Source organism: Actinomadura kijaniata (genome assembly GCF_014138665.1).
GTDB lineage: Bacteria > Actinomycetota > Actinomycetes > Streptosporangiales > Streptosporangiaceae > Spirillospora > Spirillospora kijaniata.
On sequence record NZ_JACJIA010000013.1, the window covers coordinates 213,419 to 227,360 of the forward strand.

Sequence of the window (13,942 nt, forward strand, 5' to 3'; positions counted from 1 at the left end):
GCGAACTGATTACCAGTGGGGACCGGTTGCGGTCCGGCACGGGGGTGGGCCATGCACGCGACGCCACGACGCGGATCGGGACGGCACCGGCTCTGGGCGCTGCTGTCGCTGGCGGTGATCGCGGCGCTGGCGTTCGGGGCGGTCCGGCTCCAGGCGGACGCGTGCGCGGCGGTCCCCCCGGCCGGGCGCGACCCCGGCCCGGCGGGGAGCGGCACGGCCGTCCACCACCGGGACTGGTCGGAGGTGCTGTGCTCGCTGGGACCCCTTCCCGAGGACGGGGCGTACGTCTCGCTGGCGTCGGCGACGTTCGGCCGGGCGGAGTGGTGCGGCTCGTACCTGGAGGTGCGCGGGCCGCGCGGCGCGGTCCGGGCGATGGTCGTGGACCGCTGCCGGGGCTGCGGCACCGGCCGCGTCGGCCTCAGCGAACACGCCTTCGCCCGGGTCGCCGGGGACGCCGGGAGGGGCGTGGTCGCCGTCCGCTGGCGCCCGCTGCGCGACCCGGCCCCGGCCGGGCGGCTGGCGTTCCGCGTCAAGCCCGGCTCGTCGGCGCGGTGGCTGGGGCTGCTGGTCACCGGGCACGGCAACCCCCTGGCCCGCGTCGAGGTCGGGACGCCCGGCGGGTGGCGGGGGCTGCGGCGCGGCGGGGACAACCACTGGGTGGGGACCGGCGTCGGCGGCGGCCCGTTCACCGTGCGGGTCGCCGACCGCCACGGACGCCGCGCGGTGGTGCGCGGGGTCGGGCTGCGCCCCGGCGCCGTCCAGCGCACCCGGACCCGCCTGTACGACCACCCCCGGCCACCGCGCGCCCGCCCGTCACCGTCCCCGATCCCGCCCGCGACGCCCGCGAGGCCCACACCGCCCCCGAGACCCACACCGCGCGAGCACACACCCCCACCGCTCGCCCGAACCACACCGACAACACCCCCCACCAGCCCCTGCCGCTGAACACCACCCACACCGCGCCAACGGCGTCTTCCGGTTCCTGGGGGTGGGGCCGTCGCCTTGTATAACGGACGTTTCGCTGTCTCTGTAGCATCGATGTCGTGACCGCCGCCAAGGACGCCGACACCCGTGAACGGATCATCCAGGCCGCCGCCCGCCTGCTCGCGGACGCCGGGGGAGAGCCGGTGTCCACGCGCGCCGTCTGCCAGGCCGCCGGGGTCGGGGCCCCGACGCTGTACCACCACTTCGGCGACAAGCGGGGCCTGCTCGACGCGGTCGCGGCCTACGGGTTCGAGCGCTACCTGAGCGGCAAGCGCGCGCAGGAGTCCACCGGCGACCCGGTGGAGGACCTGCGGCGCGGCTGGGACCTGCACGTGGAGTTCGGCCGCACCAACCCGCAGTTCTACGCGCTGATGTACGGCAGCGGCCACACGCCGCCCGCCGCGCGGGAGGCGTACGCCCTGCTGCTCGGCCTGATCGAGGCGGTGGCGCGCGCCGGGCGGCTGCGGGTGCCGGTCGGGACCGCCGCCCGCATGGTGGGGGCGGCGAGCGTCGGCGTCACCCTGGACCTGATCAAGGACCCGGAGGCGGGCGCGGAGGTCTCGGCCCGCACCCGCGAGGCGGTGCTGACCGCCATCGCGCTGCCCCCCGGCGAGGGCGACGGCGCCGGCGGGGCGCCCGGCGGCCCGGCGACGGCCGCCCGCGCGATCGCGCTGCGCGCCGCCCTGGCCGCCGACCCCTCCCCGGTGCTCACCGGCGCCGAGTCCGCGCTGCTGGGGGAGTGGCTGGAAAGGCTCGCCGCCACGCGTTAGTGTCCCGACCAAGCATCTGCTTGGCTAACGGGAGGCGTCGTGCGCCGTGGGATCCACCTGCTCGAAGAGGTCGAGTTCCATCCGATGAACTCGCGGCGCCAGCTGGAGTACCTGCGGCGGCTCACCGCCTACAAGCGCGAGGACGACGCGCGGGCCGCCGGGGACGCCGAGCTCACCACCGGCCTGTCGATCCGCTCCCGCGAGATCGACCTGGTGGGCGCGTTCTACGCCGTGGGCATCACCGGGCACCCGCAGTTCAAGGTCGTCACGCTGTGGGACTGCCACGGCGGCTGGGACGGCGGCTGGCGGCAGATGCTCCAGATCTACGAGGACGTGCGGGCCAACCTGTTCCTGTCCGACCTCGACGACCTGCGCTTCGGCGCGTTCTCCCGCCCGCTCGGCTCGGCCCCCGGCGCGCCGCCGCCCGCCGGCCTGGTGGCCGAGGGCTACGCCGCGCCGCTGTACCTGTTCGAGAGCGCGCGGGTCCGCCCCGGAGCGGCCCTGGACTACCTGGCCGCCGTGCGGGAGGAGCGCGCTCCGGTGCTGGCCGAGTACGGCCACCGTCTCGTCGGCGCCTACGAGGTGCAGTTCTGCGACACCGAGGCCGTCACGCTCTGGGGCACCGACATCGACTCCCACCTGCGGGTGCAGCGCGCCCGCGACGCCGCCCTCGGCATGGACGACGGGGTGCCCGCCGACCACCGGCTGCTGACCTGGCGCAAGCGCGCCCGCGTGTTCCTGGAGGGCTCCTGGCGCGAGACGCTGCTCAGCCCCTATCCGGGCAGCAAGCTCGCCCCCCGCTAGCCGCTCGACACGGGCCGCTCGACACGGGCCGCTCGACACGGGCCGCTCGACACGGGCCGCTCGACACGGGCCGCTCAGCGCGGGACGGAGCCGTCCGGCGACTCCGACGCCCAGGCGACGATCTCCGCGCGGGACGACAGGCCGAGCTTGGTCAGGATGTGGGCGACGTGCGCGTCCACGGTGCGCTTGCCGAGGCCGAGGCGGTCGGCGATGGCGCGGTTGGACAGGCCCTCCCCGGCCAGCGCGGCGACCTGGCGTTCGCGCAGGTTGAGCGGTTCGCGGGCGTGCCGGGGGATCGGGGCGGGCGGCGCGCCGCGCGCCAGCGCGATCGCCTCGGCGATCGACATCTCGGTGCCGCGCCGCTTGGCCGCCAGGAACCGGTCCTCGGGCATGCGCTTGCGCAGCGCCTTCTCCGACATCGCGCGCCGCTCCATGTAGTGCGGCCCGTACTGGAGGGACGCGCCGAGCGCGCGCCACATGCGCTCGGTCGCGCCCAGCAGCATCGCGGCCTGCTCGTGGTCGCCGCGCACCACCGGGTCGGGGGTCAGCAGGTCCAGGGCCAGGGTGATGCCGAGCTGGTCGCCGAGCCGCTCCTTGATCTTCAGGCAGGCGCGCAGGTCGGCGACCGCCTCCCGGTGGCGGTTCAGCCACCACAGCGCCGCGCCGCGCGCGTACAGGGCGAACGAGTGGTTCCACTGCTCGCCGGTCGCCTGGCCGCGCCGCACCGTCTCCTCGGCGAGGGCGAGGGCCTCGTCGTCCTTGCTCTGCAGGAGCAGGACCGTGGACAGGTGCGGGCCGGTCAGCAGCGCGAGAGGGTCGCGGTAGCCGTGCGCGTCGAACGCCGCCCGCGCCTCCTCCAGCCGCCTCTGCGCGCCCGGCAGGTCGCCCTCGAACAGCGCGATCAGGCCCAGCACGTGGACGGCGTGCGCCCGCAGGTCCGGGTCGGCGGCGTCCAGCGCGGCGGCGACCAGCGTCCGGGCCTGCTCCGCCTCGCCCTGCTGCACGGCGATCATCGCGGCGAAGCAGTCCAGCCGGGCCGCCTCGGGCCACGCCGCCTCCGGTCCGGCGCCGGGCCCGCCCTCGGCGACGGCGGCGGCCTCGCGGGCCCGCTCGTGCCAGCGGCGGGCCTCCCCGAACAGGCCCAGGCACATCCAGTAGTGCTGGAGCGTCATCGTCAGGTGCAGCCCGGCGGCCTGCTCGCCGGGCTCCGACAGCGAGTACTCCAGCGCGACCCGCAGGTTGGCGTTCTCGGCGCGCAGCCGGGTCAGCCAGCCCACCTGGTCGCCGTACAGGGCGGCGGCGCGGGACTGCTCGGCGAGGTCCAGGTAGTGGTCGCGGTGGCGGCGGCGCAGGCCGGCGGCGTCGGGCAGCTCCGCCAGGCGTTCGGCGCCGTACTCGCGGATGGTGTCGAGCATCCGGTAGCGGTCGTCGGCGGACCCCCCGTCGCCGGCGGCGCCGCGCTCGCACAGGACGATCGACTTCTCCACCAGGCGGCCCAGGACGTCCATCAGCTCCATGGCGTCCAGTCCCGGCCCGGCGCACACGGCCTCGGCGGCCGCCAGGTCGAAGTCGCCGGGGAACACCGACAGCCGCGCCCACAGCAACCGCTCCTCGGGCGTGCACAGCTCGTGGCTCCACTCGATCGCCGCGCGCAGCGTGCGGTGCCGGTCCTGCGCGGCGCGGGCGGTGCCGAGCAGCCGGAACCGGTCGTCCACGCGGGCCAGCAGCCGCTCCACCGACATGCTGCGCAGCCGCACCGCCGCCAGCTCGATCGCCAGCGGGATGCCGTCCAGGCGGTGGCACAGCCGCGTCACGGCCGGGCGGTTCTCGGGGGTGAGGACGAAGCCCGCCATCGCCTCGGCGCGGTCGGCGAACAGCGTGACCGCGTCGCCCTCGTCGGCGTCGCCGTCCGGCGCGGGCCCGGCGTCCGGGCAGGGCACCGGCAGCGGCGGGATGACGAGGTTGTGCTCGCCCATCACGTCCAGCGGCTCGCGGCTGGTGGCCAGGATCCGCAGCCGGGGCGCGGTGCGCAGCAGCACCTCGGCGAGGCGGGCGCAGTCCTCGATCAGGTGCTCGCAGGTGTCGAGGACGAGCAGCAGCTCCTTGTCCGACAGGTGGTCGGCGAGCCGTTCCACCTGCGAACCGGCGGACTGGCCGGGCAGGTGCAGCGCGTCGGCGACGGTGCGCGGCAGCAGCTGGGGCTCGCGCAGCGCCGACAGCTCCACCAGCCACGCCCCGTCGGCGAACGACCGGTGCAGGTCGGCGGCGAGCCGCACCGCCAGCCGCGTCTTGCCGACCCCGCCGACCCCGGTCAGCGTCAGCAGCCGCGACCGGGCCAGCACGCGCCGCGCCTCGGCGAGCTCCGCGCGACGGCCGACGAACCGGGTCACCTCGGCGGGCAGATTCCCGCCGCGCGTGCGCTCGGCCAGCGCCGTCACGGGTCACCTCGCTCGGTACGGGGGTACCTCCCTCTCGGCTCCCATCGTATGACGCGGGTCATACCCCGGTGGGGTGAGTCGCGGGGACGGCACCGTCACCGGGTGGGTTCCAGCCTGACCACAATCGACTTGGAGGTGGGCGTGTTGGAGATCTCGGCGGTGCTGTCCAGGGGGACCAGCACGTTGGTCTCGGGGAAGTAGGCCGCCGCGCAGCCCCGCGCGGTGGGATAAGAGATGATCCGGAAGCCGGGGGCGCGGCGCTCCACGCCGTCCGACCACTCCGACACCAGGTCCACCGTGCCGCCGTCGGCCAGGCCGAGCGCCGCCAGGTCGTCGGGGTGGACGAACACCACCCGGCGGCCCGCCTTCACGCCCCGGTACCGGTCGTCCATGCCGTAGACGGTGGTGTTGTACTGGTCGTGGCTGCGGACCGTCTGCAGGATCAGGCGGCCCTCGGGGACGCGCAGCACCTCCAGCCCGTTGACCGTCAGGTTCGCCCGGCCGGTGGCGGTGGGGAAACGGCGCTCGTCGCGGGGCGCGTGCGGCAGGACGAACCCCTCGGGGCGGCGGACGCGGGCGTTGTAGTCCGCGAAGCCGGGGACGACGCGGGACACGTGGTCGCGGATCACGTCGTAGTCGCGTTCGAACGCGTCCCAGTCCACCGGCGAGTCCTTGAGCGTCGCCCGCGCCAGCCCGCACACGATCGCGACCTCCGACCGCAGGTGCGGCGAGGCCGGTTCCAGGCGGCCCCGCGAGGCGTGGACCATGCCCATCGAGTCCTCCACCGACACGAACTGCTCGCCGGACGCCTGGACGTCGCGTTCGGTGCGGCCCAGCGTCGGCAGGATCAGCCCGATCTCGCCGGTGACCGCGTGCGAGCGGTTCAGCTTGGTCGACACGTGGGCGGTGAGGCGGCAGCGGCGCATCGCGGCCTCGGTGACCGCCGAGTCGGGGGTGGCGCGCACGAAGTTGCCGCCCATCCCCAGGAACACCCGCGCCCGCCCGTCGCGCATCGCGCGGATCGCGTCCACGGTGTCCAGGCCGTGCTCGCGCGGCGGCTCGAACCCGAACTCCCCGGCCAGCGCGTCCAGGAACGCCGCGCTCGGCCGCTCGAAGATCCCCATGGTGCGGTCGCCCTGCACGTTGGAGTGGCCGCGCACCGGGCACACGCCCGCGCCGGGACGGCCGATGTTGCCGCGCAGCAGCAGGAAGTTGACGATCTCGCGGATGGTGGGGACGGCGTTGCGGTGCTGGGTCAGGCCCATCGCCCAGCACACCACGATCCGCTTCGCCGCCAGCACGTCGCCGAGCGTCGCGGCGATCTCGCCCCGGGTCAGGCCGGTCGCCTCCAGCACCAGGTCCCAGTCCACCGCCCGCGCGTGCGCGGCGAACTCCTCGAACCCGTGGGTGTGCTCGGCGAGGAACGCCCGGTCGATCGCGTTCGGGTCGTCGGACTCCAGCAGCATCCGGTTCAGGGCCTGGAACAGCGCGAGGTCGCCGTTCACCCGGATCTGGAGGAACCGGTCGGCGAGCTGGGTGCCGCGCCCGACCACCCCGGAGGGCACCTGCGGGTTCCTGAACCGCAGCAGGCCCGCCTCCGGCAGCGGGTTGACCGCCACCACCCGCGCGCCCGCCTTCTTGGCCCTCTCCAGCGCCGACAGCATCCGGGGGTGGTTGGTGCCGGGGTTCTGCCCCACCACGAAGATCAGGTCGGCCCGGTACAGGTCCTCCAGCAGCACCGAGCCCTTGCCGATCCCGATCGTCTCGGTCAGCGCCGACCCCGAGGACTCGTGGCACATGTTCGAGCAGTCCGGCAGGTTGTTGGTGCCGAACGCGCGCACGAACAGCTGGTAGGCGAACGCCGCCTCGTTGCTGGTGCGGCCCGAGGTGTAGAACACCGCCTCGTCGGGGGAGGCCAGGGCGCTCAGCTCGGTCCCCAGCAGCCCGAACGCCTCGTCCCAGGAGATCGGCTCGTAGTGCTCCGAGCCGGGCCGCCGCACCATCGGCTCGGTCAGCCGGCCCTGCTGCCCCAGCCAGTGGTCGGTGCGTTCGGCCAGCTCGGCGACGGTGTGCCGGGCGAAGAACTCCCGCGTGATCCGCCGGGTGGTGGCCTCCTCCGCCACGGCCTTGGCGCCGTTCTCGCAGAACTCGGCCGCGTGCCGGTGGTCGGGCTCGGGCCAGGCGCAGCCGGGGCAGTCGAACCCGTCCTTCTGGTTGACGCGCAGCAGCGTCAGCGCGGTGCGGCGCACGCCCATCTGCGCGTAGGAGTCCCGGAGCGCGACCGCGACGCCGGGCACCCCGGCCGCCCACTCCTTCGGCTTGGTGACCTCCAGCCCGGAGTCGTCGAAGTCCTCGCGCGGCGCCTTCCGGCCCATCGTCGCCTCCACCCCTGATCACGACGTTCCCGCCCGTCGTGCCCGCTGCTCGTGCCTGCTCCTCCTACTGTCGCACCATCCGGCGGGAACGGCGTGGTCAGCCCCGCGCGGAGTCCTCCGGGGCCGGGCGCCCCCGGTCCGACAGGCCGAACGCGACGGCGTCGGCCAGCGGCATCGCCCGGCCCCGCGCCAGCGCCTCCCGCGCGGCCTCCCCGTCCAGCGCCCCGACGGCCGAGAGGACGCTCCCGGCGCGCAGGTCCGCGTAGTGCGGGCCGCGCGGCACCGGCGTGCGCAGCGCCTCCCACAGCCCGTCGGTGACCCCGGCCAGCACGGCGGCGCGCTCGGGCGCCCCGCGCGTCGCCGCGCACACCATCAACACGTCCAGGGCCATGGCGACGCCCACCAGGTCGTCGAACTCCACCTTCTCCGGCAGGCACCCGCGCACGTCGGCCTCGGCCCCGTCCGGGTCGCCGCCCAGCCAGCGCGCCGCGCCGCGCATCCACAGCGCGAACGACCGCGCCCACCGCTCCCCGGTCGCGTCGCACACGGTCAGGGCCCGCTCGCAGCGGCGCACGGCGCCCGCCGGGTCGCCGCTCAGCGCCCGGGCCGCCGCCAGGTCCACGAAGATCGTCAACGCGTCCGGGGACGGGTGGCCGTCGCGCGCGTACAGCGCGTCGGCCTCGCCGAACAGCGCCTCGGCCTCCGCCACGCGGCCCCGGTGGAACAGGGACCGGCCCTGCTCGTGCAGCACGTGCGCGCGCAGCCGCGCGTCGCCGAGCGACCCGGCGATCTCCAGCGCCTCGGCCAGCCACGGGTCCCCGGCGTCCATGTCGCCCTGCAACACCGCGAACATGCCCGCCCCGTACAGCGTCCAGCCGCGTTCGGCGCGCTCTTCGGGGCCGTTGTCCTCGGGAACGGCCGCCAGCGCCCGCCGGTGCCAGTCGCGGCCCTCGCCGTAGCGGCCGGTCGCGTACCAGTGGCCGCGCAGCAGCACCGCCAGCCGCCGTCCCGCCCGCTCCCGGCCGGGGGCGGCCAGCGCCCGCTCCAGCGCCACCCGCAGGTCGGCGTCCACCGCGCGCAGCCGCCGGTGCCAGTCCAGCTGGGCGGGCGACATCGCCGCGTCCACGGCCCGCCGCGCCAGCGCGGTGAAGCGCTCCAGATGGCGGTCGCGCAGCAGGTCGAGCTCGCCGTGCTCGGCGAGCAGCTCCGCGCCGTACTCGCGCAGCGTGTCCAGCATCCGGTGGCGGCCGCCGTCGCGCCGCACCAGCGACCGCCCCACCAGCCGCGCCAGCACCTCGGGCAGGTCGGCGGCGGGCAGCGGCCCGGCGTCCCCGTCGGAGCACACGGCGGTGGCGTCGTCGAGGCCGAAGTCGCCGGGGAACACCGACAGCCGCGCCCACAGCAGCCGCTCCCGCTCGTCGCACAGGTCGCGGCTCCACTCCACCGCCGCCCTCTGGTGGCGGCCGCGCAGCCGCAGCGACGCGTCGAGGCGGTCGGCCAGCCGCTCCACCGGCGTCGTCGCCAGCCGCACCGCCGCCAGCTCGATCGCCAGCGGCAGGCCCTCGGTGCGGTGGCACAGCCGCGTCACCGCGGCCCGGTTGCCGGGGGTGAGGACGAAGCCCGGCGCGGACGCGGCGGCCCGCTCGGCGAACAGCGCCACCGCGTCGTACTCCTCGCCCGTCAGCGGGTCGCCCGGCGCCGGGACCGGCATCGGCTCGACCGTGATGTGGTGCTCGCCGACCACGTCCAGCAGCTCCCGGCTGGTCGCCAGGATCCGCACCCCCGGCGCGGCCCGCACCAGCGTCTCGGCCAGCCGCGCGCAGGCGTCGATGAGGTGCTCGCAGGCGTCCAGCACCAGCAGCATCCGCTTGTCGGCCAGATGCGCCGCCAGCCGCTCCAGCGGGTCGCCGGTGGCGGTGTCGGGCAACCGCAGCGCCGTCGCCACGGTACGGGTCAGCAGGTCCGGCTCGCGCAGTGCCGAGAGCTCCACGAACAGGGTCCCGTCGGGGAACCCGTCACCGGCCGTCGCCGCCGTGCGCAGCGCCAGCCGCGTCTTGCCGACCCCGCCCGGACCGCACAGCGTGACCAGCCTGGACCGGTCCATCGCACGGCGGACCGCCGCCAGCTCGCGCCGCCGCCCGATGAAGGGGGCCGGCTCGGCCGGCAGCCCGTCGGAGTTCGTCATGGTCGCCTCGGATCGCTGGGGGACGGCCAACGATGCTACGTCTCCGGCAGGCGTGATCACCGAGGGTGACGGTTCTTCTTGCCGTCTTGTGATGTTCCGCCCCGCGGCGGTCCGCGCCGCCCGGCCCGCCGCGGCGTCAGCCGTCCAGGGCGAACGCGACCGCCTGCTCGGTCGGCATGGCGCGGCCCCGGGCGAGCAGGGCGCCGAAGCGTTCCCCGCCCAGGCCGCGGCGGGCGGCGTCGACTCCGGCGGCCCGCAGCGCGACGTAGTGGACGCCGCGCCGGTCGGGGGCGCACTGGCGTTCCCACAGGGACTCGGCGGCCCCGGCGAGCACGGCGGCGCGCTCGTGGTCGCCGGTGGTGGCGGCGCACACCATCAGCAGGTCCAGGCTCCGCGCGATGGCCCGCAGGTTGTCGAACGCCGCCAGCACCGGCAGGCAGTCGCGGACGTCGGAGACCGCCCGGTCGCACGCGCCGCCGAGCCAGTGCGTGGCGGCGCGCGTCAGGACGGTGACGGCGCGGCCCCACCGCTCACCGGCCGCGGCGCAGGCCGCGATGCCCTCCTCGCACAGGTCGTGCGCCCGCCCGTGGTCGCCGCGCACGGCGTGCACCGAGGCCAGGTCGGCGTGGATCATCGCGGACATCGTGCTGCGCGCCCCGGCCTCCCGGTAGCCCCGCCGGGCCCGCCGGTACAGGTCCAGCGCCCCGTCGAGGTCGCCGACGTGGAAGCGGCAGCGGCCCAGCTCGTGCAGGGCGTGGGCGCGCAGGTCCGGGTCGCCGGCGGCGTCGGCGACGGCCAGCGCCTCGGCCAGCAGCGCCCCGGCCTCCGCGGGGTCGGCCCGCAGGATCGCGTACAGCCCGGCCCCGTACAGCGCCCGGCCGTGCTCGAAGGTCCGGCCGGGAACGGCCGCCAGCGCCCGCCGGTACCAGTCCAGGCCCTCGCCGAGGCGGCCGGTGAGGAACCAGTGGTCGCACAGCAGCACCGCCAGCCGCAGGCCCGCCCGCTCCTGGCCGGGGGTGGCCAGCGACCACTCCAGCGCGGCGCGCAGGTTGTCGTCCTCCTCCTGGAGCCGGTCGACCCAGGCGAGCTGCCGGTCGCCGCGCCGCCCGGCGACGGCGCGCTCGGCGAGGGCGGCGTAGTGGTCGCGGTGCCGCTCGTGCAGGACGGGCGCCTCGCCGCTGCGCTCCAGCAGCTCGGTGCCGAACTCGCGCAGGGTGTCGAGCATCCGGTACCGCGGGCCGGACGGGTCGAACCGCACGATGGACTTGTCCACCAGCATGGTCAGCACGTCGAGCAGCTCGCCGACCGGCAGGTGCTCGTCGGTGCAGACGCGCTCGACGGCCTCCAGGTCGAACCCGCCGGGGAACACCGACAGCCGCGCCCACAGCATCCGCTCGGGCGGGACGCACAGGTCGTGGCTCCAGGTGATCGCGGTGCGCAGGGTGCGGTGGCGGTGCTCGCCGGTGCGGGCGGGGCCCAGCAGCCGGAACCGGTCGTCCAGTCGTTCGACCATCTGCTCGACCGGCATCGCGCGCAGCCCGACGGCCGCCAGCTCCAGGGCGAGCGGGATGCCCTCCAGGCGGCGGCACAGCTGGGCGACGGCGGCGCGGTTGTGCCAGGCCAGGGCGAAGCCGGGACGGCAGGCGGCGGCGCGCTCGGCGAACAGCTCCACCGAGTCGCAGCCGTCGGGCTCGGGGTCGCCGGTGCGGGGCACCTCCAGCGGGGCGACCAGGACGGTGTACTCGCCGACGGTGTTCAGCGACTCCCGGCTGGTGGCCAGGATCCGCAGCGCGGGGGCGACGGTCAGCAGCGTCTCGGCGAGCATCGCGCAGGCGTGCACCAGGTGCTCGCAGGTGTCCAGGATCAGCAGCGTCGGGGCGGCGTCGGCGAGGTGGTCGGCCAGCAGGTCGACCGGGTCCCCGGCGGCCGGGCCGGGCAGCCGCAGCGTCTGGGCGACGGTGTGGGCGATCAGCTCGGGGGCGCGCAGCGCCGACAGCTCCACCAGCCACACGCCGCCGGGGAACGCCTGGCGCACCCCGGACGCCGCCCGCAGCGCCAGCCGGGTCTTGCCCACCCCGCCCGGCCCCAGCAGGGTGACCAGCCGCGCGCGGTCCAGCGTGCGACGCACCTCGGCCAGTTCGTCCCGGCGGCCGATGAAGCTGCTCGTCTCGGCGGGCAGGTTGCCCGGCCATGCTTGCGGACTCGCCACCGCTGCCTCGCGGGTCGCGTAGGGGTCGGGGGGACGCCCACATGGTACGCCGCGCCCACGCACGGCGATCGCCCGGCCGCGAAAAGTGGCGAACCCTTCGATGAACGTCCGGTGTCCCCGGAGCGTTCAGCGGCCGGCCAGGGTGGTGACGGCGGGGGTGAACGCGGGCAGGTCGGTCTCGTGGTGTAGTACGAAGTAGGACAGGCCGAGGTCGGCGCGCCAGCGGAGCAGGTGTTCGGTGATCGCGGCGGGGTCGCCGGGGAGCACCTGCGGGGTGTCGTGCTGGGCGGCCGGGTCGGCGGCGCTCCAGGCCGCGGGGGCGCGGTCCGCGCCGACCGCCAGGACCGAGGTGCCGAGCTCCAGGTCGCCGAAGCGGTCGCCGGCCGCCTCCCGCAGGACCTCGACCTTGCGGCGGAACGCGTCCGGGCCGCCGTCGGCCGGGTCGGGGCCGGAGCCGTCGGGGAGCGTGCGCGTGGTGAGGTTGACGACGTCGGCCTCGCGGGCGGCCAGGCGCAGCATCCGGGGACCGCCGCCGCCCAGCAGCAGGCGCGGCCCGGGGCGCTGGACGGGCGTGGGCTCCTGCTGGAGCCCGTCGAGGCGGTAGTGCGCGCCCCGGTAGCCGAACGGCCCGCCGCGCCACAGCCCCTTCAGCACGTCGATCGCCTCGGCGAGGCGGTCCACGCGCGTTCCGGGCGGGTCCAGGGGCAGGCCCGCGCGGTGGTAGTCGTGCGCCATCCAGCCGGTGCCGACGCCGAACTCCAGCCGCCCGTCCGACAGCAGGTCCAGCGTGCCGACCCGCAGCCGGGTCGTGGCGCAGGCCGCCGCCGTCAGCGCGGCGACCGGGGCGAGCCGGGGGCCGCCCAGATGGTCGGGGACCAGCAGCGCGTCGAACCCGGCGTCCTCCAGGCGGCGTGCCCCGTCGGCCCACGCGCGCCCGGACCCCGCCGACCGCAGCACCGCCGCGAAACGGAACGGTCGCATCCCCGCACGACATACCAAGCGCTTGCTACGGCCCCGGGTCCGGCGTTACCGTCACGCCCATGGGCGTTCCGGTGACACAGGCCCCCGTCCGCGAGGTGACCGAGCGGGAGACCGCGCGCTTCCGCGCCGCCGGCTGGGTGCGGCTGTCCGGCCTGGTCGGCGCGGAGTTCGTCACCGACCTGCGGGAACGGGCCCTGGAACGGCTCGACGAGCGGCCCGGCGGGTTCCGCAACGCCCTCGTGGACCGGGCGTTCGGGCAGGACCGCGACATCGCGCGGCACGACCCGGCGTTCGCGGCGCTGGCGCTGTCGCCGGTGCTGGCCCGCGCCGCGACCCGGCTGCTGACCGGGGTGGACGCCGTCCGCCTCCAGGTCACCAACCTGCTGGTCAAGGAGCCCGCCGCCGACGGGGGCGGGCACGGCGCGACCGCCTTCCACCAGGACTTCCCCTGGATGCCGATGGACCGGGCGTCGATGCTGACGGTGTGGCTGGCGCTGGACGACGTCCCCGCCGACATGGGCGCGCTGCGCTTCTACGAGGGCTCGCACCGGTACGGGCCGCTGGGCCGCAGCTTCGTACGCGAGGACGACGACGCGCTCAGCCGTCATCCGTGGCTGGAGACCCTGGAGCTGTCGGAGCCGTTCGACCTGGCGGCGGGCGACGCGACCGTCCATCACGGCCTGGTGGTCCACGGCGCCCCGGCGAACCGGCGCGACCGGCCGCGGCTGTCGTTCACCGCGACCTACTTCGACGCGGCGACGCTCTACACCGGCGCGCCCTACGGCCAGACCGACGGCCTGGGGCTGACGGTGAACGAGCCGTTCGACCACCCGAGGTTCCCGGTGGTGCCCACCTCATGATCGAGACGGTGCGGGGCCCGGTCGCCGACGCGGGCGCCACGTTGATGCACGAGCACGTCTTCGGCCTCAGCCCGGAGATCCTGTGGAACTGGCCCGACATCCCCGAGGGCTGGGACCCGGAGGAGCGCGCCTGGGAGGCGGCGGGCAGGCTGGACGCGCTGAAGGCCGCCGAACGCGTGCTGCCCGACGCCTGCGAGCCCGAGGACGTCGCCGCGCTGGTCGCGTTCCTGGCCTCGGCGGAGGCGCGGTGCGTCACCGGCCAGACCGTCGTCATCGACTCCGGTGTCACCGCCCACCGGCCCGAGCACGCCCTGCGCCGGATGGCGCGGGACTGAC

Annotated in this window: 10 protein-coding genes; 5 read left to right on the forward strand and 5 right to left on the reverse strand. The window is 76.1% G+C overall.

The features are described 5' to 3' along the window. Positions 1–51: 51 nt before the first annotated feature. From HNR61_RS37490 to HNR61_RS37500, 3 genes are all read left to right on the forward strand, one after another. Complete coding sequence (locus tag HNR61_RS37490) at positions 52–945, forward strand: expansin EXLX1 family cellulose-binding protein (protein WP_182847870.1); 894 nt, start codon at positions 52–54, stop codon at positions 943–945. A gap of 98 nt (positions 946–1,043) precedes the next feature. Continuing rightward, on the forward strand, positions 1,044–1,754 hold the full coding sequence (locus tag HNR61_RS37495) for a TetR/AcrR family transcriptional regulator (RefSeq protein WP_182847871.1): 711 nt from the start codon (positions 1,044–1,046) through the stop codon (positions 1,752–1,754). Positions 1,755–1,793: 39 nt separating this feature from the next. Then, complete coding sequence (locus HNR61_RS37500) at positions 1,794–2,558, forward strand: hypothetical protein (RefSeq protein WP_182847872.1); 765 nt, start codon at positions 1,794–1,796, stop codon at positions 2,556–2,558. Between the two features lie 74 nt (positions 2,559–2,632). Here the strand turns inward: HNR61_RS37500 and HNR61_RS37505 are convergent, their stop codons facing one another. The 5 genes from HNR61_RS37505 to HNR61_RS37525 form a co-directional block, all read right to left on the reverse strand. Next, positions 2,633–4,996 carry an ATP-binding protein gene (locus tag HNR61_RS37505; RefSeq protein WP_182847873.1) on the reverse strand — a complete coding sequence of 788 codons (2,364 nt, stop codon included), beginning with the start codon at positions 4,994–4,996 and terminating at the stop codon, positions 2,633–2,635. A 95-nt stretch (positions 4,997–5,091) separates the two neighbouring features. Next, positions 5,092–7,371: an FdhF/YdeP family oxidoreductase gene (locus HNR61_RS37510; protein ID WP_182847874.1), complete on the reverse strand. Its 2,280-nt coding sequence runs from the start codon at positions 7,369–7,371 to the stop codon at positions 5,092–5,094. Positions 7,372–7,468: 97 nt separating this feature from the next. Beyond that, the gene (locus HNR61_RS37515) at positions 7,469–9,556 is read right to left on the reverse strand and encodes an ATP-binding protein (RefSeq protein ID WP_182847875.1); all 2,088 of its coding nucleotides are present in this window, start codon (positions 9,554–9,556) and stop codon (positions 7,469–7,471) included. A gap of 136 nt (positions 9,557–9,692) precedes the next feature. Then, positions 9,693–11,765, reverse strand: coding sequence for an ATP-binding protein (locus tag HNR61_RS50230; protein WP_182847876.1), 2,073 nt, complete (start codon positions 11,763–11,765; stop codon positions 9,693–9,695). Between the two features lie 126 nt (positions 11,766–11,891). Next, the gene (locus HNR61_RS37525; RefSeq protein ID WP_182847877.1) at positions 11,892–12,746 is read right to left on the reverse strand and encodes an LLM class flavin-dependent oxidoreductase; all 855 of its coding nucleotides are present in this window, start codon (positions 12,744–12,746) and stop codon (positions 11,892–11,894) included. A gap of 59 nt (positions 12,747–12,805) precedes the next feature. Here HNR61_RS37525 and HNR61_RS37530 point away from each other — a divergent pair, with 59 nt between their 5' ends. Further along, on the forward strand, positions 12,806–13,606 hold the full coding sequence (locus tag HNR61_RS37530; protein ID WP_182847878.1) for a phytanoyl-CoA dioxygenase family protein: 801 nt from the start codon (positions 12,806–12,808) through the stop codon (positions 13,604–13,606). Continuing rightward, positions 13,603–13,941: an SDR family oxidoreductase gene (locus tag HNR61_RS37535; protein WP_182847879.1), complete on the forward strand. Its 339-nt coding sequence runs from the start codon at positions 13,603–13,605 to the stop codon at positions 13,939–13,941. Before HNR61_RS37530 ends, HNR61_RS37535 begins: the two co-directional genes overlap by 4 nt. The last annotated feature ends 1 nt before the right edge of the window (position 13,942 follow it).